This is a genomic window from Novosphingobium sp. BL-A-28-Hi1-0D (assembly GCF_055521755.1).
Genome location: NZ_CM145502.1, coordinates 764,661 through 782,868, shown reverse-complemented (window position 1 = coordinate 782,868; position 18,208 = coordinate 764,661). Strand labels below are relative to the sequence as shown.

The 18,208-nt window shown below is 63.1% G+C and carries 19 protein-coding genes, 1 tRNA gene and 1 pseudogene; 10 read left to right on the top strand and 11 right to left on the bottom strand.

The window, feature by feature from the left end; translation table 11 throughout:
- Positions 1–4: 4 nt before the first annotated feature.
- From chrA to ACZ1JW_RS03970, 3 genes are all read right to left on the bottom strand, one after another.
- Positions 5–1,336, bottom strand: a complete 1,332-nt coding sequence (gene chrA, locus ACZ1JW_RS03980; protein ID WP_465142028.1) for a chromate efflux transporter — start codon at positions 1,334–1,336, stop codon at positions 5–7.
- Between the two features lie 333 nt (positions 1,337–1,669).
- On the bottom strand, positions 1,670–1,951 hold the full coding sequence (locus tag ACZ1JW_RS03975; RefSeq protein WP_465142027.1) for a helix-turn-helix transcriptional regulator: 282 nt from the start codon (positions 1,949–1,951) through the stop codon (positions 1,670–1,672).
- A complete protein-coding gene (locus ACZ1JW_RS03970; protein WP_465142026.1) occupies positions 1,948–2,256 on the bottom strand; it encodes a hypothetical protein in 309 nt (102 codons plus the stop codon). The genes ACZ1JW_RS03975 and ACZ1JW_RS03970 overlap by 4 nt, the downstream gene beginning before the upstream one ends.
- A 341-nt stretch (positions 2,257–2,597) precedes the next feature.
- Between ACZ1JW_RS03970 and ACZ1JW_RS03965 the strand changes: the two genes are divergently transcribed.
- Both ACZ1JW_RS03965 and ACZ1JW_RS03960 read left to right on the top strand, forming a co-directional pair.
- Positions 2,598–3,355 (top strand): IS5 family transposase gene (locus ACZ1JW_RS03965; protein WP_465140710.1). Its coding sequence is split into 2 segments (ribosomal slippage): positions 2,598–2,931 and positions 2,931–3,355, totalling 759 coding nucleotides; the frame shifts between segments, so codons are not numbered across the junction.
- 80 nt (positions 3,356–3,435) lie between these two features.
- Positions 3,436–4,193 (top strand): IS5 family transposase gene (locus ACZ1JW_RS03960; RefSeq protein WP_465140710.1). Its coding sequence is split into 2 segments (ribosomal slippage): positions 3,436–3,769 and positions 3,769–4,193, totalling 759 coding nucleotides; the frame shifts between segments, so codons are not numbered across the junction.
- Here ACZ1JW_RS03960 and ACZ1JW_RS03955 read toward each other — a convergent pair.
- Positions 4,100–4,345: pseudogene (locus tag ACZ1JW_RS03955) on the bottom strand (acyltransferase family protein); the annotation flags it as partial. The gene ACZ1JW_RS03960 and the pseudogene ACZ1JW_RS03955 overlap by 94 nt on opposite strands.
- 127 nt (positions 4,346–4,472) lie before the next feature.
- Positions 4,473–5,084 (bottom strand): TetR/AcrR family transcriptional regulator, encoded by a 612-nt coding sequence (locus ACZ1JW_RS03950; protein ID WP_465124805.1) that lies wholly within the window; start codon positions 5,082–5,084, stop codon positions 4,473–4,475.
- 177 nt (positions 5,085–5,261) lie between these two features.
- Between ACZ1JW_RS03950 and ACZ1JW_RS03945 the strand changes: the two genes are divergently transcribed.
- Both ACZ1JW_RS03945 and ACZ1JW_RS03940 read left to right on the top strand, forming a co-directional pair.
- Complete coding sequence (locus ACZ1JW_RS03945; protein WP_465142025.1) at positions 5,262–7,592, top strand: TonB-dependent receptor; 2,331 nt, start codon at positions 5,262–5,264, stop codon at positions 7,590–7,592.
- Positions 7,593–7,758: 166 nt separating this feature from the next.
- The gene (locus ACZ1JW_RS03940) at positions 7,759–8,511 is read left to right on the top strand and encodes a YkgJ family cysteine cluster protein (RefSeq protein ID WP_465142024.1); all 753 of its coding nucleotides are present in this window, start codon (positions 7,759–7,761) and stop codon (positions 8,509–8,511) included.
- A gap of 1 nt (position 8,512) precedes the next feature.
- On the opposite strand, the gene ACZ1JW_RS03935 is transcribed toward ACZ1JW_RS03940, so the two are convergent.
- Positions 8,513–9,478 carry a complex I NDUFA9 subunit family protein gene (locus ACZ1JW_RS03935; RefSeq protein ID WP_465142023.1) on the bottom strand — a complete coding sequence of 322 codons (966 nt, stop codon included), beginning with the start codon at positions 9,476–9,478 and terminating at the stop codon, positions 8,513–8,515.
- 225 nt (positions 9,479–9,703) lie between these two features.
- Here ACZ1JW_RS03935 and ACZ1JW_RS03930 point away from each other — a divergent pair.
- Positions 9,704–9,790: transfer RNA gene (locus tag ACZ1JW_RS03930), tRNA-Leu, on the top strand.
- Positions 9,791–9,948: 158 nt separating this feature from the next.
- Positions 9,949–11,193 carry a tyrosine-type recombinase/integrase gene (locus ACZ1JW_RS03925; protein WP_465142022.1) on the top strand — a complete coding sequence of 415 codons (1,245 nt, stop codon included), beginning with the start codon at positions 9,949–9,951 and terminating at the stop codon, positions 11,191–11,193.
- A gap of 36 nt (positions 11,194–11,229) precedes the next feature.
- Here the strand turns inward: ACZ1JW_RS03925 and ACZ1JW_RS03920 are convergent, their stop codons facing one another.
- Positions 11,230–11,547, bottom strand: a complete 318-nt coding sequence (locus ACZ1JW_RS03920) for an MbcA/ParS/Xre antitoxin family protein (protein WP_465142021.1) — start codon at positions 11,545–11,547, stop codon at positions 11,230–11,232.
- Between the two features lie 133 nt (positions 11,548–11,680).
- Between ACZ1JW_RS03920 and ACZ1JW_RS03915 the strand changes: the two genes are divergently transcribed.
- Complete coding sequence (locus ACZ1JW_RS03915; RefSeq protein ID WP_465124771.1) at positions 11,681–11,950, top strand: helix-turn-helix domain-containing protein; 270 nt, start codon at positions 11,681–11,683, stop codon at positions 11,948–11,950.
- 2 nt (positions 11,951–11,952) lie between these two features.
- On the top strand, positions 11,953–13,263 hold the full coding sequence (locus ACZ1JW_RS03910; RefSeq protein WP_465124770.1) for a HipA domain-containing protein: 1,311 nt from the start codon (positions 11,953–11,955) through the stop codon (positions 13,261–13,263).
- 20 nt (positions 13,264–13,283) lie between these two features.
- On the opposite strand, the gene ACZ1JW_RS03905 is transcribed toward ACZ1JW_RS03910, so the two are convergent.
- Entirely contained in the window at positions 13,284–13,727 is a 444-nt protein-coding gene (locus ACZ1JW_RS03905; protein WP_465126451.1) for a very short patch repair endonuclease, read from the bottom strand.
- 76 nt (positions 13,728–13,803) lie between these two features.
- Between ACZ1JW_RS03905 and ACZ1JW_RS03900 the strand changes: the two genes are divergently transcribed.
- Positions 13,804–15,360 carry a DNA cytosine methyltransferase gene (locus ACZ1JW_RS03900; RefSeq protein ID WP_465142020.1) on the top strand — a complete coding sequence of 519 codons (1,557 nt, stop codon included), beginning with the start codon at positions 13,804–13,806 and terminating at the stop codon, positions 15,358–15,360.
- Here the strand turns inward: ACZ1JW_RS03900 and ACZ1JW_RS03895 are convergent.
- Positions 15,361–16,118 (bottom strand): IS5 family transposase gene (locus ACZ1JW_RS03895; protein ID WP_465140710.1). Its coding sequence is split into 2 segments (ribosomal slippage): positions 15,361–15,785 and positions 15,785–16,118, totalling 759 coding nucleotides; the frame shifts between segments, so codons are not numbered across the junction.
- A gap of 189 nt (positions 16,119–16,307) precedes the next feature.
- Here ACZ1JW_RS03895 and ACZ1JW_RS03890 point away from each other — a divergent pair.
- The gene (locus ACZ1JW_RS03890) at positions 16,308–16,964 is read left to right on the top strand and encodes an SGNH hydrolase domain-containing protein (protein ID WP_465142019.1); all 657 of its coding nucleotides are present in this window, start codon (positions 16,308–16,310) and stop codon (positions 16,962–16,964) included.
- Positions 16,965–16,979: 15 nt separating this feature from the next.
- Here ACZ1JW_RS03890 and ACZ1JW_RS03885 read toward each other — a convergent pair whose 3' ends face one another.
- Both ACZ1JW_RS03885 and ACZ1JW_RS03880 read right to left on the bottom strand, forming a co-directional pair.
- Entirely contained in the window at positions 16,980–17,525 is a 546-nt protein-coding gene (locus tag ACZ1JW_RS03885) for a pseudouridine synthase (RefSeq protein WP_465124807.1), read from the bottom strand.
- A 9-nt stretch (positions 17,526–17,534) separates the two neighbouring features.
- A complete protein-coding gene (locus ACZ1JW_RS03880; protein ID WP_465142018.1) occupies positions 17,535–18,155 on the bottom strand; it encodes a glutathione S-transferase family protein in 621 nt (206 codons plus the stop codon).
- Positions 18,156–18,208 lie beyond the last annotated feature (53 nt).

Below are 18,208 nucleotides of genomic sequence, written 5' to 3'. Positions count from 1 at the left end.
GCGGTCACACCAGCGCGGCGGCAAGGCCCGCCGCCGCGCAGATCGCGAGAACGGTCAGAATGCCCTTGCGCATGCGGAAGATGAGGATGGCCGCGAGCGCCGCAATGGCGGCAACGCGCCAGTCGAAGCTTTGCGGGACGGGCAGGGACAGCGCGGCAGGACCGAAGGCCACGTCTCGCGTCTCGCGGAACAGCACGTGGACGGCAAACCACAAGGTGAGGTTGGCAATCACGCCCACCACCGCCGCGGTGATCGCGGCCAGCCCGCCCTTGAGCTTGCGCGCATTGCCCAGCCGCTCGATCCAGGGCGCGAAGGCGAAGATCCAGATGAAGCAGGGGACGAACGTCACCCATGTGGTCAGCGCCGCCGCAAGCAGTCCGCCGACCATCGGCGAGAAAGGTTCGGGCGCGCGGAATCCCGCAAGGTATCCGACGAACTGGGTGACCATGATCAGCGGCCCCGGCGTCGTCTCGGCAAGGCCAAGGCCATCTGCCATCTCGCCCGCGCGCAGCCAGCCGTAAGTGTCGACCGCCTGCTGCGCCATGTAGGACAGGACCGCATAGGCACCGCCGAAAGTGACGACCGCGAGCTTCGAGAAGAACAATCCGACTTTCCACAGCACGTGGTCCGGCCCCAGCAGGGCGAGCACGGCAATCATCGGCGCGGCCCATAGCACGGCACCGGTGGCAATCGTGCGCAGGGTCATTGCCCATGGCCGCTTCGTGGCGGGCGGCGTCGCTTCCGTGTTGTTCAGGCCGAGCAGCTCGGGGCGCGCGGCAGCGGTCGCAAAGCCGATCACGCCCGCGCCGAGGACGACCAGCGGGAAAGGCAGCGACAGGACGGCGAGCGCGATGAACGCGGCGACCGCCAGCGCCTTCTGCAGCGGCGTCTTGAGCGCGCGCCCGGCAATGCGGATCAGCGCCTGCACCACGATGGCCAGCACCGCCGCCTTGATCCCGGTGAACAGCGCGGCAAACCAGTGCAGATCAGCCGCAAGCGCATAGAGCATCGACAGCGCAAGGATTACCAGTGCGCCGGGGATGACGAACAGCAGTCCCATGGCAAAGCCGCCGCGCATGCCGTGCAGCTTCCAGCCGATCCAGGTGGCCAGCTGCTGTGCCTCGGGGCCGGGCAGGAAATGGCAGAAGTTGAGCGCCTGGAGGAACTGCTCTTCGCTGATCCAGCCACGCTCCTCCACGATCTCGCGGTGCATCAGCGCGATCTGTCCGGCGGGGCCGCCAAAGCTGAGGCAGCCTATGCGCGCAGAGACGCGGACAAGTTCATCGAAGGAGGGCGTGACGGGAGAGGAAACCGGAACGCTGGTGGCATCTTTCATGCAATCGACCCATGACCTGTTGCCCGCAAAAGCGGGTGCGACAGGCAACGCTTGGGCACCGGCAAGACCGCCACCTGACCGGGAGGTTGCTTCGCCCCGGTGCAGCCTTGAATAGCAGCCCGAACACGGATTTCAACGCCCCGGAAGGGGAATGTTTCGCTATCTCGGGAGAAGAAATGGTGCCAGAAGAGGGACCGTGACGTGCAAACAAGGCATTATATCACAATGTTTTGTTGCCCTGATTCGCTGATTCGATACCGTCAAAAATACCGTAACGCGCCTCGGCTTGGTCCTCGATGAGGACTTAAATCGCTGCCCGCAGTGTTTCGATACTCAGCGACCTCCCTTGTAGCTGTTGGCCCGTGCCTTGGCCAGAAGGGCTTTGAGCGCATCGATCGTTACCAATGTGCATCTGCCGATCTTGATCGTTTCCAGGTCGCCTGAGGCAATCAGCTCGTAGAGTTTTGACCGGCCGATCCCGGTCATCCGCACGGCATCGGGAATCCGGACGGCGAGAGGCTCTGCGCCGTTGGTTCGGGTTGCCCTGGGGGAGCAATCGAAGGGGAGAGCGAGCTGACCGGCGCTGGCAGGCGACTTGGCTTCCCGGCGCTTCATTCTCCTTGCTCCTGCGCAAGCTTGTCGAGCTGCCGTTTATGCGCTTCGTGGACTTTAGTCCTGAGCGTGGCATCCGGATGTGCAAGCAGAAGGCCATCGAGAGCGCACATGATGAAGATCAGCCGGCGCTTGATGAACTCTGCGTTCTGCCGCGCTTCCTCGCGCAGCTCCTGGCCCTGGAACAGATCAGTGACGATGGCCCCGATCCACTGGCTGCGGCTCTGTTTGGCGCGCGTGGCCTCATTCTGAACCCAGGCGGCGACGCGCTTGGGCAGGTAGGTCTGTATAGAAACATTGCGTGTCAAGCTGGACTCCGTGTTGGTGGAGCCTGGAACACACTGCGAAAGGCAAGTTTGTTCTACTTATGTTCGAAGGGGTCGTCAAGTTTGCTGAAGATGCCGCATTTCCTCGCCTTTCGGCCTGATGTGATTTGCGGGCATACCGAAGTCTGCCGGCAAGTCAGATTTGACGGAGAAGCTGCCATTTTCTCAGAATCCCAACAAGCCATTGATATAATGATGTTTAAATCTGGATTTCACCTGCGATTTGTCGCGTACGGTGTGCTCTACACTGTACCCAGCTTTAGGCTCAGGACCCATTGATTGGCTGAGGGGGATGTGATTCAGGCTCCGCGAGGAGACTGAGCATGAGCGACCTGTACTGGCTGACGGACGAGCAGATGGCTCGCCTTTCGCCGTATTTCCCCAAGAGCCACGGCAAGCCGCGGGTTGACGACCGGCGGGTTCTGAGTGGGATCATCTTCGTCAACCGGAACGGCCTGCGCTGGCGGGATGCGCCAAGGGAGTATGGGCCACACAAGACATTGTATAACCGATGGAAACGGTGGGGCGCGATGGGCGTGTTTGGCCGGATGATGGAAGGCCTGTCCGCCCAGAGGGCCGAACCTCAGACACTCATGATCGACGCGACCTATCTCAAGGCTCACCGCACGGCTTCCAGCCTTGGGGTAAAAAAGGGGATCTTGGGCGCCTGATCGGACGGACCAAGGGTGGCATGAACACCAAGCTTCACGCGATAACCGATGCCAACGGCCGCCCCCTGAGCTTCTTCATCACGGCCGGCCAAATCAGCGATTACACCGGCGCAGCGGCCCTGCTCGACGACCTGCCCAAGGCACAGTGGATGCTTGCCGATCGGGGCTATGATGCCGAGTGGTTCAGGGACGCGCTTGAGCAAAAGGGCATCAAGCCCTGCATTCCGGGCCGGAAATCCCGCTCCATCCCCGTCAAGTACGACAAGCGCCGATACAAGCGGCGCAACCGCATCGAGATCATGTTCGGCCGTCTCAAGGACTGGCGACGCGTGGCAACGCGATACGACCGCTGTCCAACCGTCTTCTTCTCCGCCCTCGCACTCGCCGCAACCGTGCTCTTCTGGCTGTGATCAGTGAGTCCTGAGCCTAGGCTCAGGACCCATTGATTGGCTGAGGGGGATGTGATTCAGGCTCCGCGAGGAGACTGAGCATGAGCGACCTGTACTGGCTGACGGACGAGCAGATGGCTCGCCTTTCGCCGTATTTCCCCAAGAGCCACGGCAAGCCGCGGGTTGACGACCGGCGGGTTCTGAGTGGGATCATCTTCGTCAACCGGAACGGCCTGCGCTGGCGGGATGCGCCAAGGGAGTATGGGCCACACAAGACATTGTATAACCGATGGAAACGGTGGGGCGCGATGGGCGTGTTTGGCCGGATGATGGAAGGCCTGTCCGCCCAGAGGGCCGAACCTCAGACACTCATGATCGACGCGACCTATCTCAAGGCTCACCGCACGGCTTCCAGCCTTGGGGTAAAAAAGGGGATCTTGGGCGCCTGATCGGACGGACCAAGGGTGGCATGAACACCAAGCTTCACGCGATAACCGATGCCAACGGCCGCCCCCTGAGCTTCTTCATCACGGCCGGCCAAATCAGCGATTACACCGGCGCAGCGGCCCTGCTCGACGACCTGCCCAAGGCACAGTGGATGCTTGCCGATCGGGGCTATGATGCCGAGTGGTTCAGGGACGCGCTTGAGCAAAAGGGCATCAAGCCCTGCATTCCGGGCCGGAAATCCCGCTCCATCCCCGTCAAGTACGACAAGCGCCGATACAAGCGGCGCAACCGCATCGAGATCATGTTCGGCCGTCTCAAGGACTGGCGACGCGTGGCAACGCGATACGACCGCTGTCCAACCGTCTTCTTCTCCGCCCTCGCACTCGCCGCAACCGTGCTCTTCTGGCTGTGATCAGTGAGTCCTGAGCCGAGATAGCCGCTGATGACGAAAAACACATCGACACCAACGAAGCCGCCACTGAACACCGTGAACCCGGCATGGAAGAGTATCACAGGGATAACCGCGACGGCCCGCAAGCCATCAATTTCGCGTCTGTATATCATCGCACACCCAGAGCAGCTTCGCTGGGCCGCTATCATCCGGCAGGTCTGCGCAATGTAGCCAAATCGGCTAAGCCAATTTGCCCTTCAGGACGAAACTGCACTTAATGCCTGCGCGCGCGCAGGCAATTCACCGCGCCCGCAGCCCCTCACCCAGCAGGTCGGCGGCAACCTCGGCAATGTCTTCCACGGCGCGGCTGTCGTCCCAGACGCCGAAGCGCAGGCCCAGGAACACGTTCATGCCCATGATGGCCCAGGCGCGCACGTCTTGCTCGCCGTCACGGATCGATCCTGCGGCCACGCCTTCGGCAAGGCGCGCGGCGATGCGGGTCGCGGTGCCTTCGTAGTGGGCGCGGTAGCTTTCCGGGTCGGCGAACTCGGCTTCGTCGATGATCCGGTAGATCTCCTTGTGCTCACGCGCGAAGTGCAGGAAACCGACGAGCGCCTCGCGCTCGCGCCGCAAGCCCGTCGCCCCTTCGCTCACTGCCGCCGCAGCCGTGGTTGCCACCCGGGCCGACATGTCGCGCACCAGCGCGGTGAAGATCGCGTCCTTGGAATCGAAGTAGGTATAGAAGCTGCCGAGCGCCGTACCCGCGCGGCGGGTGATGCCGCTGACCGAAGCTTCATGGAATCCGCGCTCGCCAAACTCGGCGGCTGCGGCATCGAGCAAGCGACGCAAAGTCTCACGCCCGCGCGCCGTGCGCGGCACTTTTCCGGGACTGGCTGCGCTCGCCTGCGCCATCTGCGATCCTCCCAACGACAAGACCGCCCCCCAAGAGCCTTAACCCTGCCTGTTGCCGTTTCGCCACGATGCCTAGCGACAAACGGGCAATCTCACAACGAGAAGTTGAAAGGTGGTTCAACTTTCAATATTAGAGGCCCAGGCGGACGAAGCGGTCCGCGAGAGGGAGCCTGTCTGATGACCCGAATTTCCATGCGCGCCACGCTGGCCGCAACTGCTGCGCTGTTCGCCCTGCCCGCAATGCCCGCCTTCGCGCAGGAAACCCCTGCTGCCGATGATGCGTCGGATATTGCTACCGGCAACGAGATCACCGTGATCGCCCGCCGCCGCGAGGAGCGCCTGCTCGACGTGCCAATCGCAATCTCGGCGCTCAACACCGACGCGCTCGAACGGGCGGGCGCGAAGGACCTGTCAGGCATCCAGGGTGCGATTCCCAACGTCAACATCGTGCAGGGTCGCGGGTCGGCGAGCAGCGCCAACTTCTACATCCGCGGCATTGGCCAGCCCGACGCGCTGCAGACCTTCGACCCGGCAGTCGGCGTCTATGTCGATGGCGTGTACCTCAGCCGCATCCAGGGCGCGCTGCTCAACCTGTTCGATGTCGAGCGGGTCGAAGTGCTGCGCGGACCGCAAGGCACGCTCTATGGCAAGAACACCATCGGCGGCGCGGTCAACGTGGTATCGAGAAAGCCCAACCTCGATACGGTGAAGGGCGAGGCTGCCTTTACTTATGGCCGCTTCGACGAAGTGACGGCAAAGGGCTACGTCTCGGCCCCGCTGGTGACCGACAAGCTCGCGCTCTCGCTCGCCGGGGTCTATGACGACCGCGACGGCATCGTCACCGACCCGCGCACTGGCCGCAAGTACAACGACCGCAACAACCTCTCGGGCCGCGCGATCCTGCGCGCCAAGCCAGCCGACACCGTCGAAGTACTGATCTCGGGCGATTACACCCGCCAGCGCAACGCAGCCACACTCGGCTATCTAACCGCCCCGCTGGTCCAGACCGACTTCGCGCGCGGTGCCGTCGTGCTTGCCCCGGCAAACCCTTACGGCCCCTACGACTACAAGGCCTCGACCAGCCTTGCACCCGATCAGGGGCAGAAGCTCGATCACTGGGGTGTTTCTGGCACGATCAACGTCGATCTCAGCGACAGCTTCCAGCTGACCTCGATCACCGCCTACCGCAAGCTCAAGACCGACTTCTTCATCGACATCGACGCCACGCAGTTCGAGCTGGGCGACGTGTTCGTGGGCGTTCGCCAGAACCAGTTCAGCCAGGAACTGCAGCTCAAGTACGATTCCGACAAGCTCAAGGGCGTGTTCGGCCTCTACTATCTCAACGAGAACGTGCGCTCGCACCAGGAAGCCTACGCCGACGGCCTGTTCGCCTTCAACGGCTTCCCGATCACGTTCCTGCGCACGATCGACGACAAGCAGGTGACCAAAAGCTACGCGGCATTCGGGCAGCTGACCTACGATTTCACCGAGCAATTCTCGATGACCGCGGGCCTGCGCTACACGCACGAGAAGAAGATCTACAACCGCTGCACGGTCACGGCCTCCTCGCTCGGCCTGCTCAACAACATCCGCTACTGCTTCCCGGACAACCTGCCCGCGCCCTTCACCGGCGACAACGACGTCAGCTATGACGCATGGACGCCGATGGTGAGCCTGTCCTACAAGCCGACGCCGGACACCCTGCTCTATGCTTCGGCCAGCCGCGGCTTCAAGGCGGGCGGCTTCAACGGTCGCGTCAACTCGAACGGCGACATCTCGGTCACCCGCAATGGCGTGACGACCGTGGTGCCGAACTTCGACCCGGAGACGGTCTGGTCCTATGAAGCGGGCGCCAAGGGCACCTTCCTCGATGGACGCGTCAACGTTTCGGCAGCGGCGTTCTACACCGATTACAACAACTTCCAGGCCCGTGTCGGCAACGGCACGAACGTCGGCCTCGGTGGCAGCTTCCCCGTGCTCAACGCCGGCAAGCTGCGCATCCAGGGCTTCGAGTTCGACATCTCGGTCCGCCCGGTCACGCCGCTGACGCTGTTCGCCTCGGTCGGCTACCTTGATGCAGACTACAAGCGCTTCGACGATCCGCGCCGCCTGCCGCCTGCCGGTGGCGCCGCGTTCAGCTGCAACCCGACAGGGGCGCAGGTCACCTGCCGCCCGGCCTTCGCGCCGCCGCTCACGCTGCGCACTGGCGGCGAATACCGCGTCTCGCTGGGCGAGGCCTCGCTCACGCTGGGCGGTGACGTGCGCTTCGTCGACAAGCAGTACCTCTCGGTCGACAACCGCCCGGGCTTGACCGAAGACGGCTATCTGATCGGCAATCTTTATGCCCAGGTGGACTTCGACAAGTTCTACCTGCGCGGCGCGGTCAAGAACGTGGGCAACACGCTCTACAAGACCGACGGTCAGGAGTTCAGCTCGGTCGGCAACATCCAGACCGTGTACTACGGCGATCCGCGCACGTGGAACGTGACTGTGGGCGTACGCTTCTGATCTGATTGCAACCTTCGGCGCGGCGGGTGCCCTCAATCCTCCCAACTCCCGCTACGCCACATGGAGCCCCGGTCTGCAACGGCCGGGGCTTTTTGCATGGCGCGAATGGTCCATTACCGGCGGTTCTGCGCTTCCTGCGCACCGCTGCCTCGGCTCTACTCGGGCCATGGAACTGCACTTCGATTGCACGCAATGCGGGCGCTGCTGCCATGACCTGCGGCTGAGCCTGTCGGTGGCCGAAGCACAGGCGTGGGCAGGGCGCGGGCATCAGGTTGATCTGCTGGCAGAGGCCTGGCCATGGGCGGATGACGGCGATCCGGACGATCCCCAGATGCAATGGCGCAAGGCGACGAGCTTCCCTGTCTTGGTCGGAGACGTTCCGTTCCGGATCAATCTGCGGCTTGTCGCGCGGCATCAGGGCCCCTGCCCGCATCTCCTGCCCGACATGCGTTGCGGGAACTATGCCGAACGCCCACGCATCTGCCGCATATATCCGCTGGAAAGCCGTCCGTTCGAGGATGTCTCACCTGCACGGCGCAAGTGCCCGCCTGAGGCGTGGAACGATGATCTTCCGTTGCTGGAACGCGATGGCATACCCGCTCAGGACGAAGCGAATGCCATACTTGCCGCGCACCGGCAGGCGATGATTGACGATGTTGCAGTCAAGGCCCGGCTGGCCGCCGCGCTCGGCTTTGCCGAGGCCGCTTTTGCGGGTGAGGGCATGGCGGTATGCGAAATTGCGCCTGCGGCCTTGCTGACGGCGCTGGAGGAAGTCTCGTGCGGATTGTGGGAAGCGCCCGAGCACTGGACGATCGTCACCAATCGCCAGTCGACCGCGCGGATGCTCGGCGACCTCGAATGTCCGGCGCGGCTGGTGTCGGCGGGGCCTGCCTTCCTGCAAACCTTCGCCGACGCGTGACTCAGGCCGACTTGGCGCGCGCGCCGAAGCGGCCGAACTTGCGGTAGCGGGTCATCCAGCGGGTCAGGAACAGGCCAAGCGGACGCGGGCTGACGCCCAGCGCTTCGATTCCCGGCAGCGTGCCCGAGGCGACATTGCCGGCCTTGAGCAGCTTCCACTGGTCGGTGCTCATGGGCGCGCCCGGTAGCCAGCCGGTCAGCGCAGCGAATGCGCCCGATACGGCATCGGGCAGTTCGATCAGCACCGGCGTGCGGTCCGCTGCCTTGGCGATGCGGCGATTGAGTTCGCCCATGGTGATCACTTCGGGTCCGGCAAGTTCATAGATCTTGCCGCCGTGGGCGCGCGGATCGGCCAGCGCATTGCCGACAGCTTCGGCGGCATCATCCACGAACACGGGCTGAAGCTTCGCATTGGGGCCGAACACCGGCAGCACCGGCAGCTTGGCCATCAACCCGCCGAACATGTTGAGGAAGTTGTCGTCCTCGGCAAACAGGATCGAGGGGCGCACAACCGTGGCACCGGGGAATGCAGCAAGAGCGGCCTGCTCGCCCTCGGCCTTGGTGCGGGCATAGGGCACGTCAGACCCGGCATCGGCGCCCAGCGCGGAGACGTGGACGAATGCGCGCGCACCGGCGTCCCGGGCTGCCTGTGCAATCCGGCCAACGCCCTGACCCTGCAGCGAATCAAGATCGCCAGAGAACGCACCGACAAGGTTGACCACCGCATCCACGCCGGTCAGCGCGGCCGCTACGGTGTGCGGCTTGCGCACGTCGGTCGCCACGAACTGCGTCTGGCCCAGGCCGCCCAGCGTCTTCAGACGGAACGCGCGTTCGGGATGGCGGCTGCACACGCGCAACCGTGCCCCGCGCGAGAGCAGTTCCTGCGCCAGATGCGTGCCGAAGAAGCCGCTGCCGCCCACCAGCGCCACCAGCATGCAATCCAGATCGCGCGTCCTGCCGTTTGCCATGTGCATTTCCTGCCCGTTCACCAAGGGAATCCAGCCTTCATGAGGCCGCCCGTCGCGCCGCCTTTGGCACAGCACGGGGCGCAGTTTCAATGGCGAAACACCCCGTAGCGGGCATGGTTGCAAAAAGAGTCTGCTCCGAGCGGATTTGCCCCGTTGACACCCCGCCGCCCATCCCTTAGTGGCGCCCTCCTACCCGGCGGACGGCGCTTTTGCCTCCCGCCCCGTGCCCAGATGGCGGAATTGGTAGACGCACCAGCTTCAGGTGCTGGCGCTCGCAAGGGCGTGGAGGTTCGAGTCCTCTTCTGGGCACCATTTTTCTTTCCGGACGCATCCGCAAGCGTCCGGAAAAATCGAAGAAATCAAAGGCTTTTCACGGATCTAGCGTCCATCGGCATCCGGCTGAAATCGTTGCAATTGACGGTATCCGACGGTATTTTTGACGGTATCAAAACCGGCAAAAAGGTGGCTTCATGCTTACCGATCTGGCAGTCCGAAAGGCAGTTGCGCGCGACAAGCCCTACAAGCTCTCTGACGGGGGCGGCCTGTACCTGCTGGTCACCAAGGCCGGTCAGCGGTGCTGGCGGGTCGACTATCGCTTTGGAGAGAAGCGAGCGACAGCCGCGCTGGGGGTCTATCCGACCGTCACCCTCGCCGAGGCGCGCGCCAAACGGCTGGAGATCAAGAAGCAGATCGCAGAAGGCATCAATCCCGCCGCCAAGCGCAAGATCGACAAGATCACCGGCACGCTTGCCAATGTGAACAGCTTCAAGGCCGTTGCCGAAGAGTGGCTCGACAAGGCCCGACGCGAGGGTCGTGCCGATGTGACCGTCGGCAAGCTGACATGGCTGCTCGAATTCGCCTACCCCATTATCGGAGACCGCAAGGTCGGCGAGATCAAGGCGCCCGAACTTCTCGCCGTCCTGCGCGCTGTCGAAAAGCGCGGCCATTACGAAACCGCACGAAGGCTGCGCAGCACCTGCGGGCAGGTATTCCGCTATGCCATCGCCACCGGCCGCGCTGACCGGGACGTTTCAGCAGACCTGCGCGGCGCACTGATCGTGCCCAAGGTGACGCACCGCGCCGCTATCACCACACCGAAGGAAGCGGGCGAACTGCTGCGCGCGATCGACGCCTATTCAGGCTATCCGGTCACCCATGCGGCGCTAAGGCTCGCCCCCTACGTCTTCGTGCGCCCTGGCGAACTGCGGCAAGCCGAGTGGAGCGAATTCGACTTCACCCGCAACATCTGGACCATCGCCGCTGACAAGACGAAGATGCGCGTCGCGCACCGTGTGCCGCTCAGCCGTCAGGTCCTCGCCATCCTGGAAGAGCTGCGCGAGATTACCGGCAACCGTCGCTACCTTTTCCCCACCCAGGGAAAGCGCGACCGGCCCATGTGTGAAAACACGATCAATCTTGCACTGCGACGGATGGGTTTCGACGGCACCACGATGACCGCGCACGGCTTCCGCGCCATGGCCAGCACGCTGCTGAACGAACAGGGCCATTGGAACCCAGACGCGATCGAGCGCCAGCTTGGCCATGCCGAGACCGATGACGTCCGCCGCGCCTACGCGCGCGGCGAGCACTGGGATGAGCGGATCAGGATGATGCAGAGCTGGGCGGACTATCTCGATCAGCTCAGGGCCGGTGCAAAGGTGCTGCAAGGCAGCTTCCGCAAGCCATCGGGCCCTGCAAGCGCGTTGCCGGGTTGATTCCGCTGCACCGCTCAGGATCTGTCACCAGTCTGTTCAGCTGGCGATTTCCGCATCAAGGTAGGCCTCGACGCGCCGCATACCTGCGAGGCCATCTGCCAGCATGAGATCCAGCGCGCTGGCTCCAGCAAAGGCCTCGTTGGAAGCACCTATCCACCGCGCGGCCCTATCGCTGTCAGCGAACATGCATCGCAATGCGCGATGAATGCCGAGTAGCGCTGCGGCCCGCCCTTCGCCGTTAAGAAGCCGCTCGGCTGCTTCAGGTTGAACGCCCCAGCGCGCGACCAATGCAGCGGCCGCCCGCGTCGTGGCCAGTATTTCGTCATCGTCGTATTGAGCGCTGGCGATCGACATGGACAGATCCACTGACTTCGACGCGCCCTCGATAGCACAGAACGTCCGCCCAGGCCACCAATCAACTTACCGAGCGGTAAGAATTTCCGGATAGGCCTCAACATCAGTGGGCTTCCTTCCCGATCGGGAAGAAATGCTCTTGAATCTCTACGACACATATGGCAACTTCCCGCTCGGTAAGAATGACATGATCGACAACGCAACCCAATTCGGCGCAGCCGTCGCCTCGGCCCGCAAGGCCCTTGGTCTTACCCAGCGGGAGCTGGCGCTCGCAATCAACAGCGGCGAACGCTTCATCGTCGATCTGGAAGCTGGGAAGCCCACCGCCCAGCTCGGCAAGGCACTTGCCGCCGCAAAGGCAGTCGGCCTGCGGCTCACCGCAACCGGCATTTCGCAGGCCTGACGGTGGACCTTCCGGTTCACTACGAAGACCGTCTGGTCGCTACGATCAGCTCCGACGCGCAGGCCACCCGCCTTGCCTATGCGGATGCGTGGCGTTCATCCGCTGAGAGCTTCCCGGTCTCGCTGGCCATGCCGATCCGGCCAAAGCCCTATGAGGGAGAACAGGTCTTCCCTTGGCTGATGAACCTCCTGCCCGAGGGCGAACCGCTGCGCGCCATGACGCGCGCGCTCGGTGCAGCGCCGGAGGACGCGCTCGGCCTGATAGCCCAGACCGGCAACGATCTGGCAGGCGCGCTCAGCATCGCTCCGCAGCGGCCGCGAGGCGAGCCCGGCTATCGCACGATCCCGGATGCCGACGCACTGGAGCGGATCATCGAGGAACTGCCAGCGCGGCCATTCCTGGTCGGCGAGGACGGTGTCTCGATGAGCCTCGCCGGCGCGCAGGAAAAGTTGCCGGTGGCTGTCATCGACGGCCAGATTGCGGTGCCGATCAACGGCGCGCCATCCACCCATATCCTCAAGCCCGACAATCCACGCCTGCCCGGCAGCGTCCAGAATGAAGCGCTGTGCATGGTTCTCGCTCGCAGGATCGGTCTCAATGTCGCGCCGGTGACGACGGGCATTGCAGGGGAACGCAGCTACCTGCTGGTTGAGCGCTATGACCGAACGGGCGCGGGCAATAACGTGCACCGCCTGCATCAGGAGGATTTCTGCCAGGCCCTCGGCCGTCCGCCCGCCGCCAAATACGAGTTCAACGGCACCGGCACGCGCGGCCCCTCGATCGCCGACATGTTCGCGGTTGTCCGCCAGCACATGACCGCGCGCGACATCACCCGGCTGCTGGACGCCGTGATCTTCAATATCGCCATCGGCAACGTGGACTCCCACGCGAAAAACTACTCGATCCTGCTCGGCCCCGGTGCCCCGCAGCTTGCCCCGCTCTACGACCTGATGTCGGGCCTCGCCTGGACCAACATCACCCAGAACCACGCCCAGGCGATCGGCGAGCAGCGCCGCGGCCGCCACATCTACGGTCGCCACTGGCGGCGCATGGCCGAAGCCGCAGGACTGGCAGCGCGGGGAACGGTGCAGAGGGTGGAGCAGGTGACGGCACGATTGCTGCGCGAACTGCCCGCTGCGGTCGAGGAGGTGGCAGCAATGCCAGCAGGTCCGTCGATGCTGGAGGTCTTCGCAAAGGAGATCGAGGAACGGGCAACCGAAGTCAGGGCCCATGCAGGACAGGAAGGTGTGACGGATGCGCCGGAATCGGCCACTGAAGATCCGGCAAGCGACGCGACAGCATATCATGGCTGAACTGGCGTCGTGCCGGGCGTTCAGGGATCAGCCGGGATCACCCTGACATTCTCCTGCGTTCCGATGATCCACCCAGCCACTTCTGTACCGACTGCCTGCTCGCCTCGCTGCCGGATCGCACATTCCCAGACTATGCAGACGCGCCATCCGGAGCTGACAAGCGCTTCGATATTGGCGGCATCGCGCTCGACATTCCGGGCAAACTTTGCTTCCCAGAAGTCTGCATTGGATTTCGGCACCGAGGAATTGCGGCATCCCGCGTGACGATGCCAGAAACAGCCATGGACGAATATCGCGGCACGATGCTTTGCCAAAACGATATCCGGTTTTCCGGGCAGTTTCGCACCATGCAACCGGAAGCGGAAACCGGCCCGGTGAAGGGCTTTACGAAGGCGGACTTCGGGCGTGGTGTTTTTGCCACGGATGCTCGCCATCATGCGGGAGCGGGTATTTGCATCCACCACGTCGGCCAACGGTTGCGCCCTTTCTGCCGGTGTGCGACTTGATCAGCAAGAATAACAGGATAACAGAAAAACGTCGATGAATGCCGCATTTGCCATAGTTGATCTGTTCGCCGGTCCGGGGGGACTTGCCGAAGGCTTTTCAGCTTATGAAACCGGCGAAGGAATGCGGCCGTTCTCCGTCCGGCTGTCAGTCGAAAAGGAGAAATCGGCACATCAGACATTGTCGTTCCGTGCATTCCTGCGTCAGTTCGGCGCGTGTTTTCCGCAGGAATACTATGACTGGCTCAACAATGGCGGTGCAGAACCGGACTGGCAGGCACTTTATCCTGCCCAGTGGAAGGCAGCGAGAGAAGAGGCGCTCTGCCTGACCCTGGGCGATGAAACTGCCGGCAGGATCATTTCCCGACGGATCGAGGATATCCGAAAGACACACGGGCGCAATACCGTCCTGATCGGCGGCCCTCCCTGCCAGGCCTATTCGCTTGTCGGCCGGGCGAGAAACCGGGGCATCGCCGACTACGATGCGGCGCAGGATCACCGGCACTTCCTCTACCGGGAATACATCCGGATAATCAGCCAGCTCGAGCCCGCTGCCTTCGTCATGGAAAACGTGAAGGGAATGCTTTCGTCGACGGTCGACGGTGTCCGGATGTTCGATCTCATCACCGCCGACCTGAAGACACCGCCCGGAACGGAGGGTTACGAACTCTTCGCCTTTGCCGCAAAGGGCTCCGGTTGTCTGGCGAAGGGGCAGCGGCCCGCCGATTTCGTGGTGCGCGCCGAAGAGCTCGGGGTGCCCCAGGCACGCCATCGCGTCATCATCATCGGCCTCCGCCGCGACATCGCAAGCGAGCTTGAGCGCGCAAACCAGCGCCTTGAACGGCCCGTTCATCCCAAGGCAACGGTCGCACACGTCCTGGACGGCATGGCCTGCCTGCGCAGCGGGATCAGCCGCGGCCCCGACTCGCCCGATGCGTGGCGGGAGGCAATCGAGCGGGCCTGCCGCGAGCTTGCGGAACTGGAGACCGGTCTGCCTCCTGACGCACGCACTGCGTTCTTCGACAACATTGCCGCAACCAAGGCCATGGCGGGAGACAGAGCCGCGCTTGCGAGGCGGGCCAGCACCCCGAACGGCATCGGCAATGCCTGCCCGCCCGCCCTGGCTGACTGGCTGAAGGATGACCGTCTGCATGTGCTGCCCGGCCACGAAACGCGGGGGCATATGCCGGCGGACCTCGCCCGCTACCTGTTTGCGGCAGCATGGGCGGCCAGCACCGGCCAGTCACCCAAAGCTTCCTCCTTCCCGGCAGCCCTGGCGCCCGATCACCGCAACTGGGAAAGCGGCAAGTTTGCGGACCGGTTCAGGGTCCAGCTGCGCGGACAGCCCTCGACGACCGTCACCAGCCACATTTCCAAGGACGGCCATTACTTCATTCATCCGGACCCGTCGCAATGCCGCAGCCTGACGGTGCGTGAAGCTGCGCGGCTCCAGACCTTCCCGGACAATTATGTGTTCCGGGGTAACAGGACCCAGCAGTTCGTGCAGGTCGGCAATGCCGTTCCGCCATTCCTTGCATGTCAGCTTGGAACCGGGCTTAAAAAGCGCATTGCCGCTAGGCTCAGGACTCACTGATCACAGCCAGAAGAGCACGGTTGCGGCGAGTGCGAGGGCGGAGAAGAAGACGGTTGGACAGCGGTCGTATCGCGTTGCCACGCGTCGCCAGTCCTTGAGACGGCCGAACATGATCTCGATGCGGTTGCGCCGCTTGTATCGGCGCTTGTCGTACTTGACGGGGATGGAGCGGGATTTCCGGCCCGGAATGCAGGGCTTGATGCCCTTTTGCTCAAGCGCGTCCCTGAACCACTCGGCATCATAGCCCCGATCGGCAAGCATCCACTGTGCCTTGGGCAGGTCGTCGAGCAGGGCCGCTGCGCCGGTGTAATCGCTGATTTGGCCGGCCGTGATGAAGAAGCTCAGGGGGCGGCCGTTGGCATCGGTTATCGCGTGAAGCTTGGTGTTCATGCCACCCTTGGTCCGTCCGATCAGGCGCCCAAGATCCCCTTTTTTACCCCAAGGCTGGAAGCCGTGCGGTGAGCCTTGAGATAGGTCGCGTCGATCATGAGTGTCTGAGGTTCGGCCCTCTGGGCGGACAGGCCTTCCATCATCCGGCCAAACACGCCCATCGCGCCCCACCGTTTCCATCGGTTATACAATGTCTTGTGTGGCCCATACTCCCTTGGCGCATCCCGCCAGCGCAGGCCGTTCCGGTTGACGAAGATGATCCCACTCAGAACCCGCCGGTCGTCAACCCGCGGCTTGCCGTGGCTCTTGGGGAAATACGGCGAAAGGCGAGCCATCTGCTCGTCCGTCAGCCAGTACAGGTCGCTCATGCTCAGTCTCCTCGCGGAGCCTGAATCACATCCCCCTCAGCCAATCAATGGGTCCTGAGCCTAGAAAGCGTCGAGTCGGATCTTTCGGGGAATCATGGACTTGAAGGGTGTCCGGAAGGGGACATTGCTTCCCCGAAATGCCGACTGACAGACCACCCCAAGGTGCTTTTGTGGGGTGACAGCTTTGCGATGCACCTTGCCCAGGGGCTTGTCGCCAGCGATCCTCGGGTTGCTCTTCGGCAGTCAACGATGTCTGCGTGTTCGCCCATTATCGGCATTGCCCCGATCAAGGGCGAAGGCCATGGCGCCAACTGGGCCAGGCAGTGCCTGGCATTCAACGATCGCGTTCTCGATAGCATCCGATCTCAAGGCATTGAAATGGTGATTTTGTCATCACCTTTCAGCATCGCGAATGGCGGGGAATTTGTCGATCGGGCGGGGTCATTCCATAGTTTTGAAGATATTGAGCTTATCAAGGCAAGTCTTCTGGACACGGCGGACAGGGTTCGCAGGGCTGGAGCAAAGCTGCTGATTGTTTCGCCTACTCCTGCAAGTGGACATGACAATGGGTTCTGCGCTGTCAGATCGCAGTTCTTCCAGATCAGATCCGAGATATGCAATTTCAAAGAAGACCGCAGCCTGATGAGCCTTCTGGTCCTGAAGGAATTGAAAGGTGAAGTGCCAGTATATTGGCTAAGCCACGAAATCTGTCCGGGTGAAGTCTGTCGCGTACAGATGGATGGGGTGCTGATTTATCGTGATGACGGGCATCTCAGCAAAAAGGGCAGTGCCCATCTCGGTAGGAAACATCACTGGACAGAGCGCTTTGAAGCGCTCGCCCGGTAAAACTCCGTTGCCTGGCTAACGCGATGCTTCCCTCCATTCCCCCGGCGCTATCCCCTCAAGCGACCAGTCGCCGATACGCCAGCGGACGAGGCGGAGCGTCGGGTGGCCAACGGCGGCGGTCATGCGCCGGACCTGGCGGTTGCGGCCTTCGCGGATTGTCAGGCTGATCCAGCTGTCGGGGATCGATTTTCGCACGCGGATCGGCGGGTCGCGCGGCCAGAGCGCGGGGTCTTCGATACGCTTGGCCTCGGCGGGCAGGGTGGGTCCGTCCTTGAGGGTGACGCCCTTGCGCAGGGCCTGCAGCGCGGCGTCGTCGGGTTCGCCTTCTACTTGAACCAGATAGGTTTTTGGGAGTTTGTGGCGGGGGTCGGCGATGCGGGACTGGAGGGGGCCGTCGTCGGTCAGGAGGAGCAAGCCCTCGCTGTCATGGTCGAGCCGTCCGGCAGGGTAAACGCCGGGAAAGTCGATGAAATCCGCAAGCGTTGGGCGCGGTGGGCCGGTGCGTTCAGGGCTGAACTGGCAGAGTACGCCGAAGGGCTTGTTGAACGCGATAAGGGCCATTGGCAGGACTTAGGCGCTTGAATTCTGGACCGCAATCGCGCGTTTCCAACTCTCGCGGGCAGAAAGCGAACTCCAGCGGTCGCGGAGCGAACTCGGCACGAACTCTTCGAGGCCAACCGATAGCGCGAGCATGATCGCGTAGCCCACCGAGATGTCGGCCATGGTGAACCGCCCTGCAGCGACGAATTCCTCCCCCATCAGCGCTTCGGCATTGCGCAATCGCGAGCCAAACCATTCGGCGTAATCGCGGGCGATTTCCGGACGACGCTCTTCGGGTTTGGCAAAGACCTGATAGCGCAGATGGATGGTCTGCGGGAAAGTGAGCGTCGCCTCGCCCATGACGAGGAAGTTGAGGTAGGCGGCGTAGCCTTCCTCATGCGGGGCGACAGCGAGGTCGGTCGGGCCATATCTCGTGGCGAGATAGTGAGGAATTGCAACGCTTTCCGTCATCCTCACGTCGCCATCGACGAGGACCGGAATCGTGCCCAGCGGATTGATCTCGTGCATGCCCTCGTGGCGGTGGCGCGGGGGGAAGGGGAGGGTGTGGAGCCGGTAGGGCAGGCCCATTTCCTCGAGCGCCCAGAGGGCGCGGAAGGAGCGGGCGTTCTTGCAGTGGTAGAGCGTGAGCATGGAGCGAGGATTGCGTGCAGGTGCCTGCAGCACAAGCGCAAATGTTCGACACA

Coding starts and splice junctions, on each gene's coding strand:
- chrA (WP_465142028.1), bottom strand. CDS start 1,336: ATGAAAGATGCCACCAGCGTTCCGGTTTCCTCTCCCGTCACGCCCTCC.
- ACZ1JW_RS03975 (WP_465142027.1), bottom strand. CDS start 1,951: ATGAAGCGCCGGGAAGCCAAGTCGCCTGCCAGCGCCGGTCAGCTCGCT.
- ACZ1JW_RS03950 (WP_465124805.1), bottom strand. CDS start 5,084: ATGGCGCAGGCGAGCGCAGCCAGTCCCGGAAAAGTGCCGCGCACGGCG.
- ACZ1JW_RS03945 (WP_465142025.1), top strand. CDS start 5,262: ATGACCCGAATTTCCATGCGCGCCACGCTGGCCGCAACTGCTGCGCTG.
- ACZ1JW_RS03940 (WP_465142024.1), top strand. CDS start 7,759: ATGGAACTGCACTTCGATTGCACGCAATGCGGGCGCTGCTGCCATGAC.
- ACZ1JW_RS03935 (WP_465142023.1), bottom strand. CDS start 9,478: ATGGCAAACGGCAGGACGCGCGATCTGGATTGCATGCTGGTGGCGCTG.
- ACZ1JW_RS03925 (WP_465142022.1), top strand. CDS start 9,949: ATGCTTACCGATCTGGCAGTCCGAAAGGCAGTTGCGCGCGACAAGCCC.
- ACZ1JW_RS03920 (WP_465142021.1), bottom strand. CDS start 11,547: ATGTCGATCGCCAGCGCTCAATACGACGATGACGAAATACTGGCCACG.
- ACZ1JW_RS03915 (WP_465124771.1), top strand. CDS start 11,681: ATGCTCTTGAATCTCTACGACACATATGGCAACTTCCCGCTCGGTAAG.
- ACZ1JW_RS03900 (WP_465142020.1), top strand. CDS start 13,804: ATGAATGCCGCATTTGCCATAGTTGATCTGTTCGCCGGTCCGGGGGGA.
- ACZ1JW_RS03890 (WP_465142019.1), top strand. CDS start 16,308: ATGCACCTTGCCCAGGGGCTTGTCGCCAGCGATCCTCGGGTTGCTCTT.
- ACZ1JW_RS03885 (WP_465124807.1), bottom strand. CDS start 17,525: ATGGCCCTTATCGCGTTCAACAAGCCCTTCGGCGTACTCTGCCAGTTC.
- ACZ1JW_RS03880 (WP_465142018.1), bottom strand. CDS start 18,155: ATGCTCACGCTCTACCACTGCAAGAACGCCCGCTCCTTCCGCGCCCTC.